Genomic DNA, 24,090 nt, shown 5'->3' with positions numbered 1-24,090 from the left:
AGCTATCGGGTCAAAGAGGTGCCCATGCTGCTGACCCTGACCGGCGTTGAAAAATCCTACCCCACGTCCGAGGGGCCGCTGAAGGTGCTGCATGGCATCGACATGGTGCTGGACGCCGGGCGCTCCCTGGCGCTGACGGGCGAATCCGGGTCGGGCAAAAGCACATTGTTGCATCTGGTGGCGGGGCTGGATTCGGTTGATGCGGGACAGATCTTGCTGGCCGAGCAGGATATTGCGCAAGCGGGTGATGCGGCGCGCGCGGCGCTGCGGCGGGGCACGGTGGGGCTGGTGTTTCAGCAGTTCAACCTGATCCCTTCGCTGGATGTGGCGGCGAACCTTGCCTTTCAGGCGCGGCTTGCGGGTCGGTTTGATGCGGCTTGGATGGCGGAACTTGCAGGGGCGCTGGGGCTGGAGGGGCTGCTGGCCCGCTACCCCGAGCAATTGTCGGGCGGCCAGCAACAGCGCGTGGCGATCGGGCGCACGCTGGCGGCAAAACCCCGTCTGGTGCTGGCGGATGAACCCACGGGCAACCTGGACGAGGCGACGGGCGATGCGGTGATGGCGCTTTTGCTGCGGCTGGTGGCGCAGACCGGGGCGGGGCTGCTGATGGTCACGCACTCGGCGCGGCTGGCGGCGCGTCTGGATGCAAGGCTGCATCTGAGCCACGGGCGGGTCGCAGGATGATCGCGGCGGGCCTTTCCGCGCTGCTGTCGCACTGGTGGCGCAGGCCGATGCAACTGGCGATGCTGCTGCTGGGCCTGTCGCTGGCCACGGCGCTGTGGTCGGGCGTGCAGGCGATCAACGCCGAGGCGCGGGCAAGTTATGACCGCGCGGCTTCGGTGCTGGGGCAGGACGGGCTGGCGCGCATCGTGGGCGACGGGCCTGTGGCGCAAGATGCCTATGTGGCGCTGCGGCGCGCGGGCTGGCTGATCTCACCGGTGCTGGAGGGGCGGCTGGCGGTGCCGGGCAGCAGCCTTCGGCTGATCGGCATTGACCCGCTGACCCTGCCGCCCGCCGCGCAGCAAGTGGAATTCGGGCAGGGCGACGGGCTGCTGCCTTTCATCACCGCGCCGGGGGTGATGTATGTGTCCGCTGAAACAGCCGCAGGGCTTGCCGAGGCCGGTCTGCCGCCTTTGCGCGTGGCCGACAGCCTGCCACCCGGCACGGCGCTGGTGGACATCGGGCAGGCGCAGCGGCTGCTGGACCGGCCGGGCGAGATTTCACATATGCTGGTCTGGCCCGATGCGCCGTTGCGCGATCTGCCCCCGGGCCTGACCCTGCGCCAACCCGAGGGCGCATCCGATCTGGCCCGGCTGACCGACAGTTTCCATTTGAACCTGACGGCCTTCGGGTTTCTGGCCTTTGCCGTAGGGTTGTTCATCGTGCATTCGGCCATTGGCCTTGCGTTTGAACAGCGCCGCCCGGTGTTCCGCACCCTGCGCGCGCTGGGGCTGTCGGCGGCGATGCTGACCGGGCTTTTGCTGGCCGAACTGCTGTTGCTGGCGCTGGTGGCCGGTGTGGCGGGGGTGGCCATGGGCTATGGGGTGGCGGCGGCGCTGCTGCCCGATGTGGCCGCCACGCTGAGCGGACTTTACGGCGCCGAGGTGCCGGGCACGCTGGCCCTGCGGCCGGGCTGGTGGGCGACGGGCTTGGGCATTGCGGTGGCGGGCACGCTGGTTTCTGCCGCGCAAAGCCTGTGGCGCGTCTGGCATCTGCCGCTCTTGGCCCCGGCGCAGCCGCGCGCCTGGGCGCGTGCGTCAGAACGCGCGCTGCGCTGGCAGACCGGGGTGGCGCTGGGGCTGCTGGCGGGGGCAGGCGGGCTTATCGGCGCGGGGCAGGGCCTGTGGGCGGGTTTTGGCGCGCTGGCGGGGCTGTTGCTGGGCGCGGCGCTGCTGCTGCCTGCGGCACTGTCAGGGCTGATGGCGCTGGGGCAGCGGATGGCCCGGGGGGTGCTGGCGCAATGGTTCTGGGCCGATACCCGCCAGCAACTGCCCGGCCTGTCGTTGAGCCTGATGGCGCTTTTGCTGGCGCTGGCGGCGAATGTGGGGGTGGGCACGATGGTGTCCAGCTTTCGGCTGACCTTTACCGGATGGCTGGATCAGCGGCTGGCGTCGGAGCTTTACCTGACCGCGCGGACCGAGGACGAGGCCGCGCAGATGCTGGTCTGGCTTGAAACGCGCGCCGATGCCGTGCTGCCGATCTTCAACGCCGAGGCTGACATTCGCGGCCAGCCTGCCGAGATCTATGGCATGGCCGATCATGCCACCTACCGCGACAACTGGCCCCTGCTGCAAGCTGCGCCGGATGTGTGGGACCGGATGGCGTCAGGGCAGGCGCTGCTGGTGAACGAGCAACTGGCGCGTCGCGAGGGGCTGGGCCTCGGTGATGCCGTGGCCCTGCCGGGCGGGGGGGCGCTGCCGGTGGCGGGGGTCTATTCCGACTATGGCAACCCGGTGGCGCAGGTGATCCTGTCCACCGACCGGCTGCTGGCGCTGTTTCCCGCAACACCGCGCCTGCGCTATGCGATCCGCGTGGCCCCCGACAGGGCGGCGGCGCTGGCGGAAGAAATGCGCGCGGCCTTTGACCTGCCGCCGGAAAATCTGGCCGATCAGGCGGCGATAAAGGCGTTTTCGCTGCAGATTTTCGAGCGGACCTTTGCCGTGACGGCGGCACTGAACGTATTGACGCTGGGGGTTGCGGGGCTGGCGATGTTTGCCAGCCTGATGACGCTGTCGGCCATGCGCCTGCCGCAGCTGGCCCCGGTATGGGCAATGGGGCTGACCAAGGCGCGGCTGGCGGGGCTGGACCTGCTGCGCACGCTGCTGCTGGCGGCGGTGGTGATGCTGGCGGCGCTGCCGCTGGGGCTGGCGCTGGCCTGGGTGCTGCTGGCGGTGGTGAATGTGGCGGCCTTTGGCTGGCGGCTGCCGATGTATGTGTTTCCGGGTGACTGGCTGCGTCTGGGGGGGCTGGCCCTGCTGGCAGCGGGGGTGGCGGCGGCAGTGCCGGTGCGCCGTCTGGCGCTTCTGTCGCCCGGTGATCTGCTGCGGGTGTTTGCCCATGAACGTTAAGGCATTTCTGGCGGCTGTGCTGTTGGCCGCGCCTGCGGGGGCGCAGGGCTTTGCGGGCCTTGGAGCCGATGCCCAGGGGTTTGCCGTGCCGCAGCCCGGCCAGCCCCTTGCCTTTCCGCAAGACCACGGTGCGCATCCTGAATACCGCATCGAATGGTGGTATCTGACCGCCACGCTGACCGGCCCGGATGGCACCGACTATGGCGCGCAATGGACGCTGTTCCGCTCGGCCCTGGCGCCCGAGGCGGGCACCGGCTGGGAAAGCCCGCAACTGTGGCTTGGCCATGCGGCGCTTACCACGCCCGACGCGCATCATGTTGCCGAACGCCTGGGGCGCGGCGGCATCGGGCAGGCGGGCGTGGTAGCCGCACCGTTTGAGGCATGGATTGACAACTGGCAGATGGTCAGCCGCGCGGCAGGTGGTGCCGATGCGCTGGATGCCATCCAGGTGACGGCCTCGGGCACGGATTTCGCCTATGATCTGGCCTTGCAGGCGACCGGGCCCTTGGTGGCGCAGGGTGATCAGGGCTATTCGGTGAAATCGGCGGCGGGACAGGCGAGTTACTACTATTCGCAGCCGTTCTATCAGGTGACGGGCAGCATCACCGATCAGGGCCGGGTGATCCCGGTCACGGGCAAGGCCTGGCTGGACAGGGAATGGTCGTCACAGCCGCTGGCGGCGGATCAGACCGGGTGGGATTGGTTCAGCCTGATGTTCGACGATGGCGCGCGGCTGATGGGCTTTCGCCTGCGTGATACGGGCGAGGGGTATACCAGCGCCACATGGATCGCCGCCGATGGCACGCCACGCCCCATGCCACCGGGCGCGCTGAGGGTGACGCCGCTGCGCGAGGTGCCTGTGGCCGGGCGCGACGTGCCGGTGGTATGGCGGGTGGAACTGCCCGCCATGGGGCTGGATGTGACCACTACGCCGCTGAACGAACAGGCCTGGATGGATACGCTGGTGCCCTATTGGGAAGGCCCGATCACCATCAGCGGCACACATGCTGGGCGGGGGTATCTGGAGATGACGGGCTATTGACGCGTGGCAAAGGGGCCGGGTTCGGTCAAACATCTGGCGGATTTCTTACAAGATGTCTGGCTAAATCAATATTGCCGCAGGTTTTTTTGTATCAGACCGCAGCCGCCGTCACCTCGACTTCCACCAGAAACTCTGCCCGGGTAAAGCCGGATACGATCACCAGCGTTGAAGCCGGCAGGCGCGTGACACCGGAAAGCCACCGATCCCGCGCGGCCATATAGGCCGCCATATGGCTGCGGTCGGTGACAAAGGCGTTGATGCGGATCACATCTGCCGGCCCCATCCCCGCCTCGGCCAGGATCGCCGCGCAATTGGCAAAGCACAGCGCGGCCTGCGCAGCGGCGCCCTCTGGCACCGTATCATCCGCTGCGATGCCCAACTGCCCCGAAGTGACGACCAGACGCGCGCCGGGCGGCACCTCGACCCCATGGGCATAGCGGGCGAAGGGTGGGCGGATATGGGCGGGGGCAAGGATTCGCATCGGGGCATCCTGTGACATCTGGTGCAGGCTGGTCAGCATCGCGGAACAAGGCAAGGGCCGTCGCCCAATAATCGGGCAGTTCCGGGCGGTTCTGCACGGGATAGCGCCCCGGATGCCGCTATTTTCACAGCTTTGCCCTGCCTGACCCTCGTCGCGCCGCGGCCCTGTCCTAGGCTTGAGGCAACAAGAATCAACATTCCCACCCGGAGGTTCCCCCCATGCCGCTGCCCAAGGCCCTGCTCTGCCACGTTGCCACCTTCGCCCTTGCCGCCACCACCCTTGCCAGCCCCGTCTTTGCCCAGAACGTGCCGGTCGTGTTTGGCACGAACTGGCTGGCGCAGGCTGAACATGGCGGGTTTTATCAGGCGGTCGCCGACGGCACCTATGCCGCCTGCGGCCTGGATGTGACGATCCAGACCGGCGGACCGCAGGTGAACAACCGTGCGCTGATGCTGGCGGGCAGGATCGACTACAACATGGGCGGCAACCTGCTGGAGGCCTTCAGCGCCGTGGCCGAGGGCATTCCGGTGGTGGTCGTCGGGGCCAGTTTCCAGAAGGAACCGCAGGTGATCCTGTCGCATCCGGGCAAGGCGCAGTCGTTTGAGGATCTGAAGAACCTGCCCACCCTGCTGATCGGCGACGCGGGCTATGCCAGCTTTTACCAGTGGATGATCAAGGCCTATGGATTCACCGAGGAGCAGCGCCAGCCCTATACGTTCAACGCGGCGCCGTTCATCGCCGATGAAAACTCGGGGATGCAAGGGTATCTGTCGTCCGAACCGCTGATGGTGGAAAAGGAAGGCGGCTTTGTGCCCGATGTCTGGCTGATCGCCGATGCGGGCTATTCCACCTATTCCACCCTGATCGAGACGATGGCCGATACCGTGGCGACCAAGCCCGAACAGGTGACATGTTTCGTCGAAGGGTCGATCAAGGGCTGGTATAACTATCTCTACGGCGACAACTCTGCCGCCAATGCGATGATCAAGGCCGACAACCCCGACATGACCGATGAGCAGATCGACTTCGGCATCAAGAAGATGCTGGAGGCGGGCATCGTGGATTCGGGCGATGCCGAAACCATGGGTATCGGCGTGATCACCGATGCCAAGGTGCAGGATTTCTTTGACAAGATGGTCGAGGCGGGGGTGATTGACGGGGCCATCGACTACAAGGCATCCTACACCACCGCCTTTGTCGGCAAAGGTGTGGGGCTGGATCTGAAACCCTGACAGGGAAGGCGCGGGGCCACGCGCCCCGGCCATCCTGCGATCCCGGCCCAGTTGCGAAAGAACACCGATGACCGACCCCCGCCCCATCCTGCCCCCCGGCCAGCGCCCGCTGGTGCTGGAGATGCAGGGCGTGGACAAGTCGTTCAACGGCGCGGTCGTGGCGTTGCGCAAGATGAACCTCGCGGTGCATGAGGGTGATTTCATCTCGCTGCTGGGGCCGTCGGGCTGCGGCAAATCCACCGCGCTGCGGCTGATTTCGGGTCTGATGCCGCCCACTGCGGGGCGGATCGTGTGGAACGGCGCGGTGCAGGCGGGTGATCTGGGCGTGGTGTTTCAGGAACCCACGCTGATGCCTTGGGCCACGGTGGCGCAGAATGTCTGGCTGCCATTCCGCCTGCGGGGGCAAAGCTTTGCCTCGGTCCGTGACCGGATCGCCGGGGCACTGGCACTTGTGGGGCTGGAGAATTTCCACAACGCCTATCCGCGCGAATTGTCGGGCGGCATGAAAATGCGCGTGTCCATTGCCCGCGCGCTGGTCACGAACCCCCGGCTGATCCTGATGGACGAACCCTTTGCAGCACTTGACGAGATCACGCGGCAAAAGCTGAACAATGATCTTCTGGCGCTGAAGGCCAAGATCGGCTGCACGGTGATCTTCGTGACCCATTCGGTGTTTGAATCGGTGTTCCTGTCGGACCGGGTGGTGGTGATGGCCGCGCGCCCGGGCCGGGTGATCCGCGAACTGGCCGTGCCCGCGCCCTATCCGCGCGACATGATCTTTCGCACCTCGCCCGAATATGCGGCGCTGTGCCGTGACGCATCCGACGCTTTGGTCGAAGCGATAGGCGTGGCCGCATGACTTTGGCCGACCGGCATATCCCGCCCGCCCCCGACGCGCTGTTTGACGCAGAAGAGGCCCGCCGCGCCCGCATGAAGCGCATCGAGGGCGTGGCGAAATGGCTGCTGCCGGTGCTGGTGCTGGCGCTGGGGGTGCTGGCATGGGACCGGGTGGTGGTCTGGAATGACATTCCGCACTACATCCTGCCCGGCCCCGGTCTGGTGCTGCAAACGCTGGTCAAGGATTGGGCCATCCTGTTCGACGCGCTGCTGGTGACGTTGCAGATCACGCTGATGGCGCTGGCCGTGGCAGTGATCGGCGGGGTGGGGCTTGCGGTGCTGTTCACGCAAAGCCGCTGGGCGGAGATGTCGTTCTACCCCTATGCGGTGATCTTGCAGGTGACGCCTGTGGTCAGCATCGCGCCGCTGATCTTCATCTATGTCGACAACCGGCTGGCGGGGCTGTTGCTGTGCGCCTGGATCGTGGCGTTCTTTCCCATTCTGGCCAACACCACGCTGGGGCTGAAATCGGCCGACCACAACCTGACCGACCTGATGCGCATCTACCGTGCAACGCGCTGGCAACGGCTGCGCTATCTGCAACTGCCTTCGGCGTTGCCGTATTTTCTGGGGGGGCTGCGCATTGCAGGGGGCCTGTCTCTGATTGGCGCGGTGGTGGCGGAATATGTGGCGGGGACGGGGGGCATCGGATCGGGCCTTGCGTTCCGCATTCTTGAGGCCGGATACCGGCTGAACATCCCGCGCATGTTTGCCGCGCTGCTGTTGATCGCGCTGACCGGGGTGGTGATCTTTGCGGGCCTGTCATTCTTGTCGCACATGCTGCTGCGCAAATGGCACGAGAGCGCCTTGAAACGGGAAACCTGATGGATTTCATGACGCTGCCCGACGTGCGCCCCCTGCGGCTGGAGAATGTGACTGTGCCCGCCTGCCTGTTGGGCCAGCCGGGCGACCTGATGCGCAGCAGCCTGACGCTGGACGCCGGGCTGATCGGCACGGGCGACGCCCCGGCAGTGGACATGAAGGGCGCGATGGTCTTTCCCGCCTTCATCGACATGCATACCCATCTGGACAAGGGCCATATCTGGCCGCGCAGCCCGAACCCCGACGGCACCTTCATGGGCGCGCTGACGGCGGCGGGCGCAGACCGTGCCGCCCGATGGACTGCGGATGATGTGCGCGCCCGCATGCAGTTTTCGCTGCAAGCGGCCTATGCCCACGGCACAGGCGCCATCCGCACGCATCTGGACGCTATCCCGCCGCAGGATGCCATCAGCTTTGCGGTCTTTGCCGACATGCGGGCGGAATGGGCAGGGCGCATCACCCTGCAAGCCGCCTGCCTGATCGGGGCCGAAGATTTCTCGACCGATGGTCCGTTCCGGCAGACGGCGGATATTGTGGCGGCGCATGGTGGCGTGCTGGGCATGGTGACATATCCGCTGCCCGACATCGCCGAGCGCATCCGCGCCTTCCTGCGGCTGGCCGCCAGCCTTGGCCTGAGTGCCGATTTCCATGTGGACGAAACCGGCGACGCGGGATCCAACACGCTGCGCCTGATCGCCGAAGCGGTGCTGGAGACCGGTTTTTCCGCCCCGGTGGTGGTGGGCCACTGCTGTTCGGTGGCGGTGATGGCGGAAGCCACCGCGCTGCACACGCTGGACATTGTGGCAAGGGCGGGCCTGCATGTGGTCAGCCTGCCGCTGTGCAACCTTTACCTGCAAGACCGGCGGGCGGGCCGCACCCCGCGCTGGCGCGGCATCACGCTGGTGCATGAAATGAAGGCGCGCGGCATCAACGTCTCTTTCGCATCCGACAACACCCGCGATCCGTTCTATGCTTACGGCGACATGGACATGATCGAGGTGATGCGCGAGGCGACCCGCATCGGGCATCTGGATCACTCGGGCAGCGACTGGGTGCAGGCCTTCCTTTCCAACCCCGCCCGCGCCTGTGGGTTTTCCGCACCCTCACTCACCCCCGGTGCCCCCGCCGATCTGGTGATCTGCAAGGCGCGCAGCTGGACCGAGCTTTTTGCCCGCCCGCAAGCCGACCGGATCGTGATCCGCGCCGGGCGGCAGATTGCCCGTGTCTTGCCCGACTATGCCGACCTTGACCCACTGATGGAGAACCCATGAACATCGCCGCTGCCAAGGCCGCCCTGTCGCATCTGGAACTGGATGAAAACCCGGTGTCGGTGCGGGCCAAGTCGCGCGATTTCTTCTGGTATTCGCCGGTGCTGAAAGCCCGCCTTGACCATATCACCGCCGATTTCGTGGTGGCCCCCCGGAATGAGGCCGAGGTGATCGAGGTTCTGCGCGCCTGCTATGCCCATGATGTGCCTGTCACCACGCGCGGCGCGGGCACCGGCAATTACGGGCAGGCCATGCCGCTGGTGGGCGGCTGCATATTGCACATGAAGAACATGGCGGCGGTGGTCGGGGTGCATCCCGGCCGGGTTATCGTGCAGCCCGGCTGCCTGCTGAAGGATCTGGACGCGGCTTGCAAGGCGCATTCCGGCCAGGAAATCCGCATGTTTTCCAGCACTTGGGCCACGGCCACCATCGGCGGTTTCATCGCCGGCGGCTCGGGCGGTGTGGGTTCGTGCACCTGGGGCGCGTTGCGCGACCTGGGCAACATCATCCGCCTGCGCGTGGTCACGATGGAGGCCGAACCGCGCGTGCTGGAATTCACCGGCGAGGAGTTGCACCGCGTCAGCCACGCCTATGGCACAAACGGCATCATCACCGAGATCGAAATGCCGCTGGCCCCGGCCTATGACTGGGTGGAACTGTTCGTGACAACCCAGACCTTCCGCGAGGCGGCGCAATTCGCCGCCGATCTGGGCAATGAACCGGGCATCCTGAAAAAGCTGATCACCGTGTTCGAAGCCCCTATCGCGCAAGACTATTTCCAGCGCGTCGCCCCCTACATGCAGCCCGGCCAGCACCTGCTGGCGCTGATGATCGCCCCGCATGCGATGGACGGGTTTCTGACGTTCACCGCCCGCCGCCCGGATGCCCGCATCATCTGGCGCACCGACTGGCCCGACTGGCAGCGCGAACCCGGCCCGGTGTTCGAATACGGTTGGAACCACACAACCCTGCGCGCGCTGAAGGTGGACGCGCAGATCACCTATCTGCAAGTGCGCTACGCCGCCCCCGACCATCTGGCGCGGGTCGAGGCGGTGCGCGCCGCCTTTCCCCCGGGTGAAGTCATGCAGCATCTGGAGGTGATGCAGGAAGGCGGCCAGACCATGTTCGCGGGCCTCAGCCTCGTGCGCTTCACCACCGAGGCGCGGCTGGACGAGATCGTGAAGATCCATGAGGAACTGGGCTGCATGATCTTCAACCCGCACCGCTATACGTTGGAGGAAGGCGGGCGGCAGACGGTCGATGACCGGCAATTGGCCTTCAAGCGCGAGGCCGATCCCAAGGGCCTGTTGAACCCCGGCAAGATGATCGCCTGGGATGATCCGGATTTCGATTTCGCAGGCGTCTATGCCTATGCGCGCATGCAGGTGGCGGGATGAGCGGCGGCAAGGAAGGGCGGGGTGTCTGCCCCCCTCGGTCCGCTTTGCGGCCATTCACCCCCCGGGGATACTTGCGCCAGAAGGAAGGGGCAAAGGGTGCCATGGCCCCTGGTGTCATCCTGGCAAGAATATTCGCCCCGAAGGCCAGCGCCGCCAGCAAAAGGTGCGCCGCATGATCCGCGCGCTGATTGTCTATTGTCACCCACGGCCGGGCAGTTTCAATGCCGCCGTGCGCGACGTGGTGCTGGCGAAACTGGCGGCGGCCGGGGCCGAAACCCGGTTGTCCGACCTTTACGCGCGCGGCTTTTCCCCGGTGCTGACCGATGCGGAACTTGCGGGCTATCTCGATTGCCCCGCCAATCAGGCCCCGGTGGCGCAGGATGTGGCTGACATCGCCTGGTGCGACACGCTGATCTTTGTCTATCCGACCTGGTGGTATGGCCTGCCTGCCATGCTGAAAGGCTGGCTGGACCGGGTGTTGCTGCCCGATGTGGCCTTTCTGATGCCGGATGCGACCAGCAGGGTGATCCGCCCCGGCCTGCACCACATCAAACGGCTGGGCGTATTCACCACCTGCGGCGCAAGCTGGTGGCTGACCGCTTTGGTCGGGGCCCCGGGCAGGCGCACCCTGCTGCGGGGTGTGGGGTTTTTGCTGCCGCGCGGCAGGCGAGTGGCGTTTGCCGCGCATTACCTGATGGACAGTTCCACCGATGCCAGCCGCCGTCGCCATCTGGAACGGGTGGCGGCCAAGATGGATCACCTGCTGCGGGGGGCCGGATGAGGCGGTTTGACTGGGCCGATTACCGCGCCAACGAATTTGCGGGCCTTGATCCCATGCGCACCATTGCCATCCTGCCCACCGCGGCCATCGAGCAGCACGGCCCGCATCTGCCGTTGGGCACCGATACGCTGATCGCCGAGGGCATGTTGGCGCGGCTGCGCGCCGATTGCCCGGAAGATCTGGATATCCGCATCCTGCCGGTGCAGGCGGTGGGCAAATCGAACGAACACCTCTGGGCCCCCGGCACGCTGACTTTGGCCGCGGAAACCGCACTGGCGGCCTGGGTGGAAATCGGCCTGTCGGTTGCCCGCGCGGGTCTGCGCAAGATCGTGATCGTGAACAGCCATGGCGGCAATCTGGACCTGTGTTCGATCCTGTCGCGCGAATTGCGGGTGCGGGCGGGCATGCTGGCGGTGAAATGCCAATGGACCAGCTTTGGTGTGCCCGAGGGGCTTCACACGCCGCATGAAATGGCTTTTGGCATCCATGGCGGTGACATGGAAACGTCGCTGATGCTGCATTTCCGGCCCGAGACAGTGGACATGACGGCCGCTCGGAACTTCGCCTCATCCGCCGAGACTGCGCCGATTTCCCCCATTGGGCCGGTCAGCTATGGCTGGATCGCGTCAGACCTGAACCCGGCAGGCGTGGTGGGCAATGCGGCGGCTGGCACCGCCGAAAAGGGCCGGGCCACGGCGGCGCATCAGGTGGCGGGCTTCATCGCATTGCTGCGGCAGGTGCAGGCCATGCCGCTGGATGGATTTGACGCGGCCTGAACCTGAAACCCGGGTTCTTGCCCTCTTTCCAGACACAAGTATCCCACGGGGGTGCGGGGGTGTGAAACCCCCGCCTCGCCATCGGCAATACGTGCTAGCGCCGGGGCTTGCCGCGCCAGGTGCCCAGCCAGCCGGTGAACCGCCCCCAGGTGCCACGCGCCCGCGCGCCTGCCGCATCGGCGCGGGCATCCACCACATCCCATGCGTCGCCCACATCCTCCAGCGCCGGGTCGATGGTGCGTTCGCGGAACTGCAACCACATCCGGCGCATCAGCAGCAGGATGAAGCCCCAGAACACAAAGAAGAAAATGTTGAACCACGGGATGATCGTGACATCCGGGCTCTCAACCGCACGCAGCCGCACCGCATTCGGGAAAATCGTGAACAACTGGTTGCGCCAGCCGTAATGCGTTATGACAACCCAGCGCGGCGCCGCCTCGGTCGAGGTCAGGTCGGCGGCCTGCGCCTGGATGTCAAAGCTGTTCACCTTGAAATAGGGCGGCCAGCCCCAGCTTGTATCCTCGTTGCGGTAAACCATCGGGCGGCCGTTCTGGCGGATGGTCTCGATGAATTTCACATCGCGGTTGCCGCCGGTGGATACCGCCGTTCCCGCATCGGGTGCTGCAAAGAACCACGCATTCTCGCCCAGATCCATCCGCTGCGTGTTGGCCCCCACGATGCGCACGATGTCATGCTGCGGCAGGGTATAGTGCAGAAAGCTGCCGACCAGCAGCACCGCAAGGGTGATCAGACCCCATTTCACATAACGCATCGCGCCCTCACGAGAAATTCAGTGACCAGAACACCACGGTAAAGACCACGGCGGGGATGATGTAAACCAGCCAGAGCAGTTTCTTGCGCAGGCCCCGTTCATAGGCCCGCATCCCGTCACGGATATAGGTATCGCGGTCGCCGGGCACACCCCCCGCGTCGAACCGTTTCTCCAGCCATTCGCGGCGGACTGACCGGGAATAGACCGACAGCAGCAGATACAGAACCGTCAGCCCCACAAAGCCGAACAGCATCAGGCGCAAGAACCCCAATATCATCGTGCCCCCCTGCGGATGCTGCCCCATGGCCCCACCGGCGCCACCGTGTCTGGCGGCGGGGCGGCGTCATCCATTCCCGGTTCCGGCCCGAACAGCGTGGCGCGGGCACCCGCCTTGTCTACCTTGTATTCGCGTTCCAGAAAATCGGCCACATAGCCGCGCTTGCGGTCGGACCATGTGGCATAGGTGGCGTAGAACAGTTCCTTGTGCACGATATACATCTGTCGCACGTCCAGCGGGGCCAGTTCGGCCAGCAGCATGTTCACCAGATCGCGGTCACGGTGGCCGCGGGCGCGCAGGGTGTAGAAATAGGCCGGATGTTCCGATGTGATGCGCGGCCATTCGCCCCCGCCCTCGACCCAGCGCAGCAGCGCCGCCAGCCCCAGAAACTCCTGCGGCAGGGCCGAGCCCAGCCGCTGCGCGATCTTGCGCAGGTCGGCGCGGGTGGCCTGCCCCAGTTCAAGGTTCAGCGCATCGGCGGCATCGACCAGAATGAAATCCATCTTCTGCCGCAACAGCGCGCCCGCATCCAGCCCGCGCGCCTGCACCACGGGCTCCACCAGATTGTTGCGGGCCAGCCAGTCGGCAATCTCGTTGCGCTGCCGCAGGTCCATCAGCGGCGACACCGGCAATGCACCAAGCCCCGCCTTGGGCAAGGTGGTGATGACGCCGGGAAAGGCCACATCGCGGAAGATGTAGAACCCGCCGAAATGCGAGGTCCAGAAATTCGCCTGTTCGAAGTTCATCACCGGCAGGGCGATTGGCACGCGGGTGATGTCGCCGGTTTTCTTGGCCAGCCCGATCATGTCGGCAATCAGCAGATCGTCGCGCCAACCGTCGGGTTCATTGCGGAAACGGTCGATCAGGCTGCCCAGCTTTCTGGCATCGCGGACGTGGCTGCCGATGGTATCGGCCTCGATGGTGATCTTGCGGATGTCGAACAGCCGCGCGGGGGTGGACACCTCATAGACCGAATTGGCCAGTTCCCCCGCCACGGCATCGCGGGCCGTCAGGGCAAACAACTGCGCCTCGTTGGCCTCGATGAATTGCCTGAGGATACCGCGCGAGGTGGAGAATTTGATATTGAGCAGCGGCGCGGTTTTCTGCGCGGTGGTCAGCAGGATGAATTGGCGGTTGCAGCCGTTGGGGTTCAGGTAATGGTCATCGCCGAATTCATCACCGATCTCCGGGGAATAGCCGGAAATGTCGATGTGGAAATCGGAAAGGGCGGTGGTCTTGCCCGTCAGATGCTTCAGCGCGCGGTTGTAACGCTCGACAAGGGCGGGGGAGGAGATTTCGATGAGGTTGCCGAACATGAGGCCGGCGGTGATGAGGCGTTTCATCAGCTACCTCGGCAACTTTTCTTTGATGATGTGCTCGATACTCTCAATTGCGCCTTTCATATTTTTAAATATGCTCGACTGACCATAAATATCATCACGAAACATGTTCATCGTGCCTCTTGCTTGATCTCTTTGAAAGCTATCCGTGATTGGACTAATGGAACCTATACCCCCAAAGACATATCCCCTTATTGAGTGGGCACTATCTCTGAAAACCGAAATCACTTCGTCGAATGAAACGTCCCACATAAGCTTTGCCTCGACCGACAATCCTTCCAGTTCATCAACAAGACTATCCAAATCAGCTACAAACGCTCGCACATCGGTAGCCAATTTGTTGAACTGGCTTTCTTGCAGAGGCCGCGCTTCGTCATAATGAAAGGCAAACTCGCTTTGGACAGTTAAGGCCTTGAGCCTGATTTTATTTGCTGAAATTACCAGTGAGACTGCCAACCCCCTGCCTTGCTGCCAAAGGATTTGGTGTTTCCAAGTCCGCAAGCCCCGACAAGCGACCACAACGCCACCAATGGCAGCAATCGCTGTGATTGTATTTGTCAAGTTGGCAAGCGTTTCACTCACCCCCGCCCCTCCCCATACCGCCGCCGCGCTTCCTCCATCCGCCCCATGTCCCGCACCAGCCCCTCGATCGCCACCTCGTCCGACTTGTCGGCATAGCGGAACTCGCTGTCCGCGTAGCGGTTGATTTCCTGCACCACCATCTCCACGGTGATCGGCTGCGCCAGCCCGCGGATCATGGCGAGTTTCTCGTCATAGGGTTTGAACAGGAACAGGTCGGGCTCAGCCATCCATTCATCGGGCAGTTCGAAATCCATCGCCCGCACCTTCACCGCGTCGGTGATGTTCTTGATCGCGCGGCCGGTAAACCGCTCATCCGCAGCCTGGATCGCCTTCAGATAGGTGCCCAGCTTGGCGATGGTATCCAGCGGGCCGAGGTCGCGGGCCACCTGATCCCAGACGCGGATCAGGCCGTCTTCCTTGGGCCGCCCGTGCGATGCAAAGCTGGCGGCCACGGCGCGGCGGATTTCCTGCGCGGCGAAAAGATCGTGGTCGCCCAAGGGGATTGCGTGGTTCTTGCCCAGCAGAAGCGCCAGAATGTCGATGTAATCCTCGCGCGAGATCGGCCCGTCCACCAGAAACCGCGCACCGGCGCGCTGGCGCAGGGCATCGTCCACATTCTCGGGGTAGTTCGAAAACATGCCAAAGGTGCAATTGCCCCGCACCACGGTATTGGCCCCGGCAAAGGCCTGCATGAACACCGCCGTCACCTCTTGCTGGCCCGCCGAGGATTGCCGGTCGCCGCGCTTGCCCGCCACCTGATCAATGTCGTCTATGGTGCCAAAGCCGATCACCGCCGGGTCCAGCACGTTCTGGATGAAGGCCTGCGCGTTCTGCCCGGATTTGCCCTGATAGCTGTCGATCTGGTCGATCGAGAAATTCTGATAGCGGAAGGGAAAGCCCGCCACCTGACAGTAATCGTTCAACAGCCCCGCCATCATCTGTATCAGCGTGGTCTTGCCCGTGCCCGGTTTGCCATCGCCCATAAAGGTGAAGATGAAGCCACCCATTTCGGCAAAGGGGTTCAGCCGCCGGGTAAAATCATAGGCCATCAGCATTTTCGCCAGACGCAGCGCCTGATATTTGGCGATGTGGTTGCCGATCACCTCCTGCGGTTTCTTGAAGGCCATGGTCAGGGTGGTGCCCTTGGCCTTCAACGCCGGGGTGAAACCGGCCAGGGTCAGGCCGTCCGCCTCGACCCGCCAGCTGGCATCGGCGAAGGCGGCAAGGCGCGGGGCGGTCGCGGCGCGTGCCGCCACCTTGGCCATCAGCGCCTCGGCAAAGCCCGCGACCGTGGCCACCAGCCGCGTCTCGTCCGTCGCCAGAAGGCCGATGTCCTGATCCAGTTCCCACAGCGCGCCTTGCAGGCCAAGGGCGGCATTGTCGGTCAGCACCTCGTCCACCGTGCCCACCTCTACCGTCACCTCGCCCAGGTGGGGGGCAAGCAAAAAGGCGGTGGCATTGGCAAAGACATGCAGCACCACCAGCGCCTCGGCCGCCAGCAGTTCGGTGAATTCGGCGCGTTTGGCATCGGCCAGCCGCGCCTCGAGATTGGCTTTCTTCAACTCCACAAGGCCGGTCTGGTCGGCAAGGCCCTCGCCCATCGCCAGCGCAATCGCCACGGCGCGGCGCAGGGCATGCAGCACCTGCGCCTGCACGGGCGAGATCAACCCGTCGCCCGCGCCCTCCACCCGTTCCACCAGCCGGACGCCGCCGGGCCGGGCCGTGGGGCGGGTGACAAGGCCGGGCGTGGTGGACCGGAAGGCGCGGCGGGTGCCAAGCCCCGCCGAGACTTCGGCGCTCGGGGCCGCAGCCTTGCCCAGCCGGGGCGCGTGGTCGAACCCGGTCAACAGGGCCAGGGCCGCCGCGTAATGGGTGCGGATACTGTCTTCGCGCAGTTCCATCGTGTCGCGTGTGGTCATCCCCGCCCCCTATCTGTAACTTATGACGCGCCCGCCGCCGCCCACCACGAATTTGCGCACATCGGCAAAGCCGGGCGGGTTCTTTTCCGCCAGCACCTGAAACGGGCGTTCGGGCAGGATGATCATGCGTTCGGTCTTGCTGGCACCGGTGTCGGCCCCCCGCCCGGCAAAGGGGTCTAGCGCGAAGATCTGCCGCTCTACCGTGCCGAACCAGCCTTCCTTCACCTGTTCCACCCGGTCCGCCACCAGATCCTCGATCGTCCACACCAGTGCCCAATCCATGCCCGCCTCGGCCCGCGCATCGGCCAGCACGTCGGAAATCGGGCCCGATTGCAGGGTAAAGCTGTGCGAATACATCGGGCCAAGGTGGATGCGGCGCAGGCGTTTGGGGTGCAAGTCGGCAAAATCGGTGTCAAAGCCGGTGGCGATGGTCAGCAATTTCAGCCCGCCAAGCGATTGCGCCATCAGATGCGCCTGCACGCCCGGCCAGCGGCGGTCATCGGTGGGCAGGGGCTTGCGGCCGGAATCCTCCAGCTCCATCAGATAGACCACGGGCAGGTTCACCTGGCTGTCATAGACGGCCCAGTGCACCAGATAGCGGCGGCGGCCATCCGCCTCGGCCAACCATTGCGCGTCGGGGTCATTGCGCGCCCAGAACAGACCGCCCGCCGCCAGCGCCTCGTAATACAGCCGTTGTGACAGGGCGAATTGCAGCTTGGTGGGGATGGTCATGTCGCCTACGATCTGCCGCACCATGCGGTCTTTCAGATCCGCCGCCGAGGCCATGCCGGACAGATGTTTGGCCGCCTGCTGCGCGTCATTGGCCATGACCATCAGTTCCTGCGCCACCGGAAAGCCCGACTCGTGTCGGTCAAAGGTCAGCCGCCCGGGCAGGGGGCCTTCCACCCGCCCGGTCATCAGGTATTTGTGGCTGAGCGCGCGAAAGCTGGCCGCCAACGCCGCCAGATACTGCCCCAGCATCCGCGCTTCGACCCGGCTCAGGCGGCCCTCGCTTTCCAGATCAGCCGCCACGCGGGCCAGATGGCCGGTGATCCGGTCGAACTTGGCGAAATAGCGCCGCGCCACGGCGGTATCGTAAAGCTGGGCGTGGTCGTCGGTGAGGCTCGTCGTCGTCACTTACGGATCGCCATACAGGTTCTTGTCATGCTTTTCGACAATCGCGGCAAAGCGGCGGGCGAAACGCTCATCCGCCTTGGCCTTTTGTTCCAGCACCTTGCGGGCGAAAACCATGTGATCCTCGTGGCTTTCCAGCATGTCGGCCATCCGGTCATTGGTGGCGGAACCGATGGCTGCCATGGCCGCCTGCGCCTCCTGGTCCGTCTTCACGCCGATCTCGTTGATGCGGTGGGCCACATCCTGCTGCTGGGCGGTTTTCAGGCTGCTGGTCAGCGCATCATACAGCACCACCCGCTGCTTGGTATCCGTCTGCAACTTGTTGATCAGCACCATCTGGGTGGCCGCCTGATTTTGCAGGCTGTCGACCCAGGTCTTGCCCTTTTCGATATAGCGTTCCAGCGTCTGCGATTTGGCCAGTTTCACCTGTTCGTCCTGCACCAGCGCGTTGTAGCGGGTGTTCATGCCAGCCAGTTCGGTTTCCAGCCGGGTGCGCGCCGCAGCATCCTGCTCGACCGAGATCTTGCCCTCAAGCTCGATGATCTTGGGGTCCATCGCCAGAATTTCACCGCGCACAGCCTCCAGCGCCGCAACGGTGGCCTCGCGTTCGTCCAGCGTGCCGGTCAGGTTGGCCTCGACCTTGGCTTTCTGGGTGTTCAGCAGGTCAAGCTGGCCTTGCAGCAGTTTCACGATCACGTCGGATTTGGCGATCAGATCCTGCAACTTGTCGTCGATGCTGGCGGTGCGCAGCCGTTCCTGCCGCATCGATTCCGACTTGCCCGCCGAAAAGATGCCGATGAAGCTTTCCATCCCGGTCTTCGAGCGCATCTCGTCGAAATCTTTCGAGAATCCCGCCGTCACATCATCCAGCCCCATGATGAGTTCGGCGATGTTGGCGTTCATCAGATCGGTGTGCTTGTGCACATCGTCCAGCGTGGCATTTTCGATGTCTATCGCCACCTCGCCTGCGTCCAGCTTGGCGCGGGCCGTCTCTATGCGGCCGGTGATGTCGGAAATCTTTGCCTGTGCGCGGGCCACCTGATCCTGGCTTTCGCGGATCTGTGCGTCAAAATCGGCCATCATGCCCTCCGGTGGAATGTCATTGCAGTGATCTGGGTAAAGTAATGGCAAATTACATCCCCGGCGTCATCAGAAAACCGGACATCCCAAATCCGGCTTGCCCTGCCGTTGCCCGCCCGGCACCATGTCGCCATGGATGACCAGATGCTTTGCACCGCCGTTGATGCGCGCCGCGCCGACCTGATCGGGTTGGCGCAGGGCTTGATCCGCATTCCCACGCTGAACCCGCCGGGGCTGAATTATCGCCAGATTTGCGATTATCTGGCGGCGCGACTGGTGGCGGCTGGCTTCGCGGTGGACCTGATCCGCGCCCATGGGGCCCCCGGCGACAGCGACGCGCATCCGCGCTGGAACCTTGTGGCGCGGCACTACGGCTCTGCCCCCGGCGACTGTGTGCATTTCAACAGCCATCATGACGTGGTCGAGGTTGGCCATGGCTGGACGCGCGACCCCTTTGGCGGCGAACTGGACGGCGACCGCATCTATGGCCGGGGTTCCTGCGACATGAAGGGCGGGCTGGCCGCCAGCATCATCGCGGCCGAGGCCTTCATCGCCACCTGCCCGGATTACCGCGGCAGCATCGAGATTTCTGCCACGGCGGACGAGGAATCGGGCGGTTATGGCGGCGTGGCCTATCTGGCGGAACAGGGCCATTTCGCCCATGTCACCCATGCCATCATCCCCGAACCCTTGCACAAGGACCGCATCTGCCTAGGTCATCGCGGTGTCTGGTGGGCCGAGGTGGAAACGTTGGGCCGCATTGCACATGGCTCGATGCCCTTCCTTGGTGATTCTGCCATCCGGCACATGGGCGCAGTGCTGGCAGAGATCGAGACCACGCTTTACCCGCTGCTGGCGGGCCGGCAATCCGCCATGCCGGTGACGCCCGAAGGCGCGCGGCAATCCACCCTGAACATCAATTCTATCCACGGGGGCGAGCCAGAGCCCGAGCCCGGCTATACCGGCCTGCCCGCGCCCTGCGTGGCTGACCGCTGCCGCATCATCCTGGACCGGCGCTTTCTGATCGAGGAGGATCTGGCGGCGGTAAAGGCCGAATTGACCGCGCTGATGGAACGGGTCAAGGCCACGCGCCCGACCTTCCGCTATGAGATCCGCGATCTGTTCGAGGTGCATCCGGTGATGACCGACCGTGACGCCCCGGTTGTGCGCACGGTGGCGGCGGCGATTGAGAAGGTGCTGGCGCGGCAGGCCGATTATGTGGTGTCACCCGGCACCTACGACCAGAAACACATCGACCGGATCGGCAAGCTGAAAAACTGCATCGCCTATGGCCCGGGCCTGCTGCATCTGGCGCACCAGCCGGATGAATGGGTGGGCGTGCAGGACATGCTGGACAGCGCCAAGGTGATGGCGCTGACGCTGAATGAATTGCTGGGCGCTAACCAGAGCGGCTGAGACCGCGCCAGCGGTTCAGCCATGCGCGCCCCAGGGGCCGTGTTTGCCCGCGCCGCCATCCACGCGTTCAAACCCGTGCGCGCCAAAGAAATCGCGCTGCGCCTGGATCATGTTGGCGGTGGAACGCCCCGTGCGCATCATGTCGAACCACGCAAGGCCCGAGGCCAGCGCAGGCACCGGCAGACCGGCCCGCGCGCATTCGGCCACCGTGTCGCGCAGGCCGGTCTGGGCCGATGCCAGCTTCTCGGCAAAGAACGGCGCCAGCATAAGGTTGCGGTCGGGCGCGTCGGTCAGCGCATTGGCCATGTCGTCCAGCATGGCGGACCGGATGATACAACCCTCGCGCCACACCCGGGCAATCGCGGGCAAGGGCAAAGCCCAGCCGAAACTGGCCGATGCGGCGGAAATCAGCGCGAAACCCTGCGCATAGCACAGGATCTTTCCGGCAATCAGCGCCTGTTCCAGCACATCCAGCGACAGTGACCCGGGCAGGGCGCGCGGGGCTGCGCCGAACACCGCCTCGCCCGCCAGCCGTTCCTCCAGCCGGGCCGAAAGGTTGCGCGCCATGACCGCCGCCTCGATGGCCGGAATGGCGGCCCCCAGATGCTGCGCCTCGATCACCGTCCAGCTCCCGGTGCCCTTCTGGCCCGCGCGGTCAAGGATCACATCCAGCATCGGGCTGCCTGTCACCGGGTCGGTTGCGACGGAAACGGCGGCGGAAATCTCGATCAGGTAGGATTTCAGCACACCCGCGTTCCAGCCCCGGAACACCTCGCCGATGGCTGCGGCATCCATGCCCATGCCGTCGCGCATCACGCCGTAGATCTCGGCGATCATCTGCATGTCGGCATATTCGATGCCGTTGTGCACCGCCTTGACGAAATGCCCCGCACCGGCCTCGCCCATCCAGGTGGCGCAGGCCTCGCCTTCATGTTTCGCCGCAATCGCGGTCAGGATCGGGGCCACCCGGTCCCAGGCCGCTATCGGCCCGCCGCCCATGATCGACGGCCCGTGCCGCGCGCCTTCTTCGCCACCCGACACGCCGATGCCGAGGAACGGCACGCCCGCGGCAGCCGCATCCGCCGCACGGCGGTTTGTGTCGTGGAAATTCGCATTGCCCGCGTCGATGATCATGTCATCCGGGCCCAGCAGCGGGCGCAGCGCGGCAATCTGCTCGTCCACCGCGGGCCCTGCTGGCACCATCAGGATGATCGCGCGCGGCGGGGTGATGGCGGCCACCAAGGCCTCAAGGCTTTCGGTGGGCGTGATGCGTGCGGCCAGATCGCCCGCACCGGCTGCAAATTGCCGCGTCACGGCGGTGGTGCGGTTCCAGACCGCGATGGGGAAGCCCTTTTCGGCGATGTTCAGGGCCAGCATCGCCCCCATGGTGCCAAGGCCGATCAGGCCGATTGCCGCGTCACTCATGCTTGCTCCGTTCCGCTGTGTTGTGGCGGCATAGAGGCCTGCCTTTGCCGGGATGTAAAGCCGAGCCGCGTCACACCACGGTGACTGTCAACGGGGCCAGGCCGTCAATCGCAGCCTCCATCACATCGCCGCGCTGCACCGGCCCCACCCCCGAAGGCGTCCCGGTCAAGATCACGTCACCCGCCGCAAGCACGAAAAAACGCGACAGATGGGCAATGATTTCCGGCAGTTTCCAGATCATCTGGTTCAGGTCGCCGCTTTGCCGGATGACACCATTCACCGTCAGGCGGATGGCCCCCTGTGCCGGATGGCCGACTGCCGTCACCGGATGCAGCTGCCCCATCGGGGCCGAATGTTCAAACGCCTTGCCGATTTCCCAGGGGCGGCCCGCCGCCTTGGCCGCAGCCTGCAGATCGCGCCGCGTCATGTCCAGCGCCACGGCGTAACCCCAGACATGGGCCAACGCGTCAGTCTCGGAAATGTTGCGGCCTCCCGCGCCAAGGGCGACCGCCAGTTCCACCTCATGATGCACATCGGCAGTTTCGGCGGGGTAGGGGAAACCGCCGCTGAAATCCAGATTGTCGGGGTTTTTCTGAAAGAAGAACGGCGGCTCGCGGTCAGGATCATGGCCCATTTCAATGGCATGGGCTGCATAGTTGCGCCCGATGCAATAGACGCGGCGCAGCGGAAACCTTGTATCCGCCCCGGCAACTGGCGCGCTGGGTGGCGCAGGCGGTGGAAAAACATAGGCGGTCATCGGAAACTCCTGTGGCTCGCGGACGCAAGGCTTGGCGGCGGAACGCGCGCCGGTCAATCCCCCAGCGCCACCGCCGCAAAGGTCCGCGCCTGCGCCGGGGCCTCGCCCAATTGTGCTTCGGCCGACAGGATAGCCCCCCAGTCCTGGCCCGGGAAATCACGCCCGGCCAATGCGGGCAGGGGCTGGCCGGTGGCCATCGCCTCGCGGCACAAGGCCTTGACGGCGGCCTGCGCCTCGGGGCGCGGCATATGCCCGGCCAATGCAAAGCTCAGCGCCTCGGCATGGATCAGGCCAAGGCCATCTTCCACGCCGGCCAGCATCCGCGCAGGCTGCGGCACGATGCGCGGCACCAGATCAACCGCCAGCGCCAGCGCCGCCCCGGTCGAGATGCACATCTGTGGCAGGGTCAGCCATTCGGTGAACCAGGCCGCGCCATCGCGGTTCTGCCGGTGCAGCGCGGCCCCCTGCATGATCGCGGCCAACCCCGCCGACTGCCGCGCCAGCGCCACCAGCACCGAGGGGGCCACCGGATTCTGCTTTTGCGGCATGGTGGACGAGGCCCCGGCACCCGCCAGCGCCACCTCGCCGATGCCCGATTGCGCAAGCAGGATCAGATCCTCCGCCATCTTGCCCAGCGTGGCGGTCACACCCGCCATCCAGCCGGCAAACCCCGCCATCCCGTCACGCTCGGCATGCCAGCTTTGCCCCGGATCGCCCAGGTTCAGCGCCCGGGCCAGATCCGCCCGCACCTGCGGCCCCTGCGGCCCCATAGCCGCCAGCGTGCCCGCCGCCCCGCCCAGCGACACGATCAGGATTTGCGGCGCAAGCGCCGCCAGCCGCGCCCGGTGCCGGATCAAGGGTTGCCCCCAGCCCGCCACCACCGCGCCGAAACTGGTCGGCGTGGCCACCTGCCCATAGGTCCGCGCCGCCATCGGCAGGTCGGCATGGGCCCGCGCCAGGTTGCCCAAGTTTGCCAGCAGATCACCAAGCCGCTGATCCCACATAGTAATCACCTGCTTCAGCCGCAGGGTCAGCCCAGTATCCATGATGTCCTGGCTGGTCGCGCCCCAATGCAGGTATTGCGCATGGGCCGGGGCCTCCATCGCCTTTCGGAAGGCATCGACCAGCGCTGGAACCGGCACGCCGTTGCTGCGGGTCTCCGCCGCCAGCCCGGCCGGGTCGATCATGACCTCGCGGCTGGCGCGGTCGATGAAAGCCGCCGCATCGGCGGGTATCAGCCCCAGCGCGCCCTGCACCCGGGCCAGCGCCCCCTCGACCAGCAGCATGGCACGGATTTCTGCCGCGTCAGAGAACAGCCGCGCCGTGGCGTCATCGCCAAAAAGGCTGCGGTAAAGCGCGCTGTCGGCGGGGGCTGCGGGCATGTGTTTGCTTTCGCGCTTGTATTTGTCGGAGCCGGGGGGCTGTCTGCCCCCCGGACCCCCCGAGGATATTTTCAGGCAGAAAATGGGGGAGTGTGGAGTGGGTTGCGGCGGGTTGTCAGTTGACGATGGTGGCCTCGGTGGCTGCGCGCAGGTCGGCTTCGGTGACGCCGGTGGCGCATTCGACGATGGCAAGGCCGCCGGGCACCACGTCGAGCACGCCCAGATTGGTGATGATGCGGTTG

At 65.3% G+C, this 24,090-nt stretch carries 22 protein-coding genes and 1 pseudogene; 11 read left to right on the top strand and 12 right to left on the bottom strand.

Translation table 11 applies throughout. The features are described from left to right. Window positions 1-24: 24 nt before the first annotated feature. From GEU84_RS16530 to GEU84_RS16520, 3 genes are read left to right on the top strand one after another with little or no spacing between them, the layout of a single operon-like run. Window positions 25-684 carry an ABC transporter ATP-binding protein gene (locus GEU84_RS16530; protein WP_152828138.1) on the top strand — a complete coding sequence of 220 codons (660 nt, stop codon included), beginning with the start codon at window positions 25-27 and terminating at the stop codon, window positions 682-684. Next, complete coding sequence (locus tag GEU84_RS16525; protein WP_174539945.1) at window positions 684-3,068, top strand: FtsX-like permease family protein; 2,385 nt, start codon at window positions 684-686, stop codon at window positions 3,066-3,068. The genes GEU84_RS16530 and GEU84_RS16525 overlap by 1 nt, the downstream gene beginning before the upstream one ends. Beyond that, on the top strand, window positions 3,058-4,110 hold the full coding sequence (locus GEU84_RS16520; protein ID WP_152828134.1) for a lipocalin-like domain-containing protein: 1,053 nt from the start codon (window positions 3,058-3,060) through the stop codon (window positions 4,108-4,110). Before GEU84_RS16525 ends, GEU84_RS16520 begins: the two co-directional genes overlap by 11 nt. Before the next feature lie 91 nt (window positions 4,111-4,201). Here the strand turns inward: GEU84_RS16520 and GEU84_RS16515 are convergent, their stop codons facing one another. Next, window positions 4,202-4,591, bottom strand: coding sequence for a RidA family protein (locus tag GEU84_RS16515; protein WP_152828132.1), 390 nt, complete (start codon window positions 4,589-4,591; stop codon window positions 4,202-4,204). A 218-nt stretch (window positions 4,592-4,809) separates the two neighbouring features. On the opposite strand from GEU84_RS16515, the gene GEU84_RS16510 reads away from it, so the two are divergent. The 7 genes from GEU84_RS16510 to GEU84_RS16480 all read left to right on the top strand — a co-directional run bounded on the left by GEU84_RS16510 (window position 4,810) and on the right by GEU84_RS16480 (window position 11,764). After that, window positions 4,810-5,823, top strand: coding sequence for an ABC transporter substrate-binding protein (locus tag GEU84_RS16510; protein ID WP_152828130.1), 1,014 nt, complete (start codon window positions 4,810-4,812; stop codon window positions 5,821-5,823). A 67-nt stretch (window positions 5,824-5,890) separates the two neighbouring features. After that, window positions 5,891-6,682 (top strand): ABC transporter ATP-binding protein, encoded by a 792-nt coding sequence (locus GEU84_RS16505; protein WP_241427741.1) that lies wholly within the window; start codon window positions 5,891-5,893, stop codon window positions 6,680-6,682. Next, window positions 6,679-7,545, top strand: coding sequence for an ABC transporter permease (locus GEU84_RS16500; protein WP_152828128.1), 867 nt, complete (start codon window positions 6,679-6,681; stop codon window positions 7,543-7,545). The genes GEU84_RS16505 and GEU84_RS16500 overlap by 4 nt, the downstream gene beginning before the upstream one ends. Continuing rightward, window positions 7,545-8,813 (top strand): cytosine deaminase, encoded by a 1,269-nt coding sequence (locus tag GEU84_RS16495; RefSeq protein WP_152828126.1) that lies wholly within the window; start codon window positions 7,545-7,547, stop codon window positions 8,811-8,813. The genes GEU84_RS16500 and GEU84_RS16495 overlap by 1 nt, the downstream gene beginning before the upstream one ends. Next, a complete protein-coding gene (locus tag GEU84_RS16490) occupies window positions 8,810-10,207 on the top strand; it encodes an FAD-binding oxidoreductase (protein WP_152828123.1) in 1,398 nt (465 codons plus the stop codon). Before GEU84_RS16495 ends, GEU84_RS16490 begins: the two co-directional genes overlap by 4 nt. Before the next feature lie 172 nt (window positions 10,208-10,379). Continuing rightward, the gene (locus tag GEU84_RS16485; RefSeq protein WP_152828121.1) at window positions 10,380-10,988 is read left to right on the top strand and encodes an NAD(P)H-dependent oxidoreductase; all 609 of its coding nucleotides are present in this window, start codon (window positions 10,380-10,382) and stop codon (window positions 10,986-10,988) included. Beyond that, window positions 10,985-11,764, top strand: coding sequence for a creatininase family protein (locus GEU84_RS16480; protein WP_152828119.1), 780 nt, complete (start codon window positions 10,985-10,987; stop codon window positions 11,762-11,764). The genes GEU84_RS16485 and GEU84_RS16480 overlap by 4 nt, the downstream gene beginning before the upstream one ends. 94 nt (window positions 11,765-11,858) lie before the next feature. Here GEU84_RS16480 and GEU84_RS16475 read toward each other — a convergent pair whose 3' ends face one another. The 7 genes from GEU84_RS16475 to GEU84_RS16445 are packed head-to-tail and all read right to left on the bottom strand — an operon-like array spanning window position 11,859 to window position 18,868. After that, window positions 11,859-12,536, bottom strand: coding sequence for a DUF1523 family protein (locus GEU84_RS16475; protein WP_152828117.1), 678 nt, complete (start codon window positions 12,534-12,536; stop codon window positions 11,859-11,861). A 7-nt stretch (window positions 12,537-12,543) separates the two neighbouring features. Beyond that, window positions 12,544-12,813: a hypothetical protein gene (locus GEU84_RS16470; RefSeq protein ID WP_152828114.1), complete on the bottom strand. Its 270-nt coding sequence runs from the start codon at window positions 12,811-12,813 to the stop codon at window positions 12,544-12,546. Continuing rightward, window positions 12,810-14,156 carry a DUF6638 family protein gene (locus tag GEU84_RS16465; protein ID WP_152828112.1) on the bottom strand — a complete coding sequence of 449 codons (1,347 nt, stop codon included), beginning with the start codon at window positions 14,154-14,156 and terminating at the stop codon, window positions 12,810-12,812. Before GEU84_RS16465 ends, GEU84_RS16470 begins: the two co-directional genes overlap by 4 nt. Before the next feature lie 3 nt (window positions 14,157-14,159). Further along, window positions 14,160-14,735: a hypothetical protein gene (locus tag GEU84_RS16460; protein ID WP_152828110.1), complete on the bottom strand. Its 576-nt coding sequence runs from the start codon at window positions 14,733-14,735 to the stop codon at window positions 14,160-14,162. Beyond that, on the bottom strand, window positions 14,732-16,654 hold the full coding sequence (locus GEU84_RS16455; protein ID WP_152828108.1) for an AAA family ATPase: 1,923 nt from the start codon (window positions 16,652-16,654) through the stop codon (window positions 14,732-14,734). The genes GEU84_RS16460 and GEU84_RS16455 overlap by 4 nt, the downstream gene beginning before the upstream one ends. Window positions 16,655-16,663: 9 nt before the next feature. Beyond that, window positions 16,664-17,791 (bottom strand): hypothetical protein, encoded by a 1,128-nt coding sequence (locus tag GEU84_RS16450; RefSeq protein WP_174539932.1) that lies wholly within the window; start codon window positions 17,789-17,791, stop codon window positions 16,664-16,666. Then, window positions 17,792-18,868: a hypothetical protein gene (locus GEU84_RS16445; protein ID WP_152828106.1), complete on the bottom strand. Its 1,077-nt coding sequence runs from the start codon at window positions 18,866-18,868 to the stop codon at window positions 17,792-17,794. It abuts the gene before it with no gap. 132 nt (window positions 18,869-19,000) lie between these two features. On the opposite strand from GEU84_RS16445, the gene GEU84_RS16440 reads away from it, so the two are divergent. Beyond that, complete coding sequence (locus tag GEU84_RS16440) at window positions 19,001-20,284, top strand: acetylornithine deacetylase/succinyl-diaminopimelate desuccinylase family protein (protein WP_152828104.1); 1,284 nt, start codon at window positions 19,001-19,003, stop codon at window positions 20,282-20,284. 15 nt (window positions 20,285-20,299) lie between these two features. Here GEU84_RS16440 and gndA read toward each other — a convergent pair whose 3' ends face one another. From gndA to GEU84_RS16420, 4 genes and pseudogenes are all read right to left on the bottom strand, one after another. After that, on the bottom strand, window positions 20,300-21,709 hold the full coding sequence (gene gndA, locus GEU84_RS16435; RefSeq protein ID WP_152828102.1) for an NADP-dependent phosphogluconate dehydrogenase: 1,410 nt from the start codon (window positions 21,707-21,709) through the stop codon (window positions 20,300-20,302). A 70-nt stretch (window positions 21,710-21,779) separates the two neighbouring features. Continuing rightward, window positions 21,780-22,466: a fumarylacetoacetate hydrolase family protein gene (locus GEU84_RS16430; protein ID WP_152828100.1), complete on the bottom strand. Its 687-nt coding sequence runs from the start codon at window positions 22,464-22,466 to the stop codon at window positions 21,780-21,782. Window positions 22,467-22,519: 53 nt separating this feature from the next. Then, a complete protein-coding gene (locus GEU84_RS16425; RefSeq protein WP_152828098.1) occupies window positions 22,520-23,848 on the bottom strand; it encodes a class-II fumarase/aspartase family protein in 1,329 nt (442 codons plus the stop codon). 115 nt (window positions 23,849-23,963) lie between these two features. Continuing rightward, window positions 23,964-24,090 (bottom strand): annotated as a pseudogene (locus tag GEU84_RS16420) (succinyl-CoA--3-ketoacid-CoA transferase); the annotation flags it as partial.

It is taken from the genome of Fertoeibacter niger (assembly GCF_009380135.2).
GTDB lineage: Bacteria > Pseudomonadota > Alphaproteobacteria > Rhodobacterales > Rhodobacteraceae > Fertoeibacter > Fertoeibacter niger.
The sequence above is the reverse complement of the archived record's forward strand: the minus strand, read 5'-3'. Positions and strand labels throughout refer to the sequence as shown.

Bases quoted from the DNA above. Each gene is read 5' to 3' on its own strand.
- GEU84_RS16485 (WP_152828121.1), top strand. From the start codon at position 10,380: ATGATCCGCGCGCTGATTGTCTATTGTCACCCACGGCCGGGCAGTTTC.
- GEU84_RS16495 (WP_152828126.1), top strand. From the start codon at position 7,545: ATGGATTTCATGACGCTGCCCGACGTGCGCCCCCTGCGGCTGGAGAAT.
- GEU84_RS16490 (WP_152828123.1), top strand. From the start codon at position 8,810: ATGAACATCGCCGCTGCCAAGGCCGCCCTGTCGCATCTGGAACTGGAT.
- GEU84_RS16475 (WP_152828117.1), bottom strand. From the start codon at position 12,536: ATGCGTTATGTGAAATGGGGTCTGATCACCCTTGCGGTGCTGCTGGTC.
- GEU84_RS16530 (WP_152828138.1), top strand. From the start codon at position 25: ATGCTGCTGACCCTGACCGGCGTTGAAAAATCCTACCCCACGTCCGAG.
- gndA (WP_152828102.1), bottom strand. From the start codon at position 21,709: ATGAGTGACGCGGCAATCGGCCTGATCGGCCTTGGCACCATGGGGGCG.
- GEU84_RS16470 (WP_152828114.1), bottom strand. From the start codon at position 12,813: ATGATATTGGGGTTCTTGCGCCTGATGCTGTTCGGCTTTGTGGGGCTG.
- GEU84_RS16520 (WP_152828134.1), top strand. From the start codon at position 3,058: ATGAACGTTAAGGCATTTCTGGCGGCTGTGCTGTTGGCCGCGCCTGCG.
- GEU84_RS16425 (WP_152828098.1), bottom strand. From the start codon at position 23,848: ATGCCCGCAGCCCCCGCCGACAGCGCGCTTTACCGCAGCCTTTTTGGC.
- GEU84_RS16440 (WP_152828104.1), top strand. From the start codon at position 19,001: ATGGATGACCAGATGCTTTGCACCGCCGTTGATGCGCGCCGCGCCGAC.
- GEU84_RS16500 (WP_152828128.1), top strand. From the start codon at position 6,679: ATGACTTTGGCCGACCGGCATATCCCGCCCGCCCCCGACGCGCTGTTT.
- GEU84_RS16505 (WP_241427741.1), top strand. From the start codon at position 5,891: ATGACCGACCCCCGCCCCATCCTGCCCCCCGGCCAGCGCCCGCTGGTG.
- GEU84_RS16515 (WP_152828132.1), bottom strand. From the start codon at position 4,591: ATGCGAATCCTTGCCCCCGCCCATATCCGCCCACCCTTCGCCCGCTAT.
- GEU84_RS16480 (WP_152828119.1), top strand. From the start codon at position 10,985: ATGAGGCGGTTTGACTGGGCCGATTACCGCGCCAACGAATTTGCGGGC.
- GEU84_RS16445 (WP_152828106.1), bottom strand. From the start codon at position 18,868: ATGGCCGATTTTGACGCACAGATCCGCGAAAGCCAGGATCAGGTGGCC.
- GEU84_RS16510 (WP_152828130.1), top strand. From the start codon at position 4,810: ATGCCGCTGCCCAAGGCCCTGCTCTGCCACGTTGCCACCTTCGCCCTT.
- GEU84_RS16465 (WP_152828112.1), bottom strand. From the start codon at position 14,156: ATGAAACGCCTCATCACCGCCGGCCTCATGTTCGGCAACCTCATCGAA.
- GEU84_RS16430 (WP_152828100.1), bottom strand. From the start codon at position 22,466: ATGACCGCCTATGTTTTTCCACCGCCTGCGCCACCCAGCGCGCCAGTT.
- GEU84_RS16455 (WP_152828108.1), bottom strand. From the start codon at position 16,654: ATGACCACACGCGACACGATGGAACTGCGCGAAGACAGTATCCGCACC.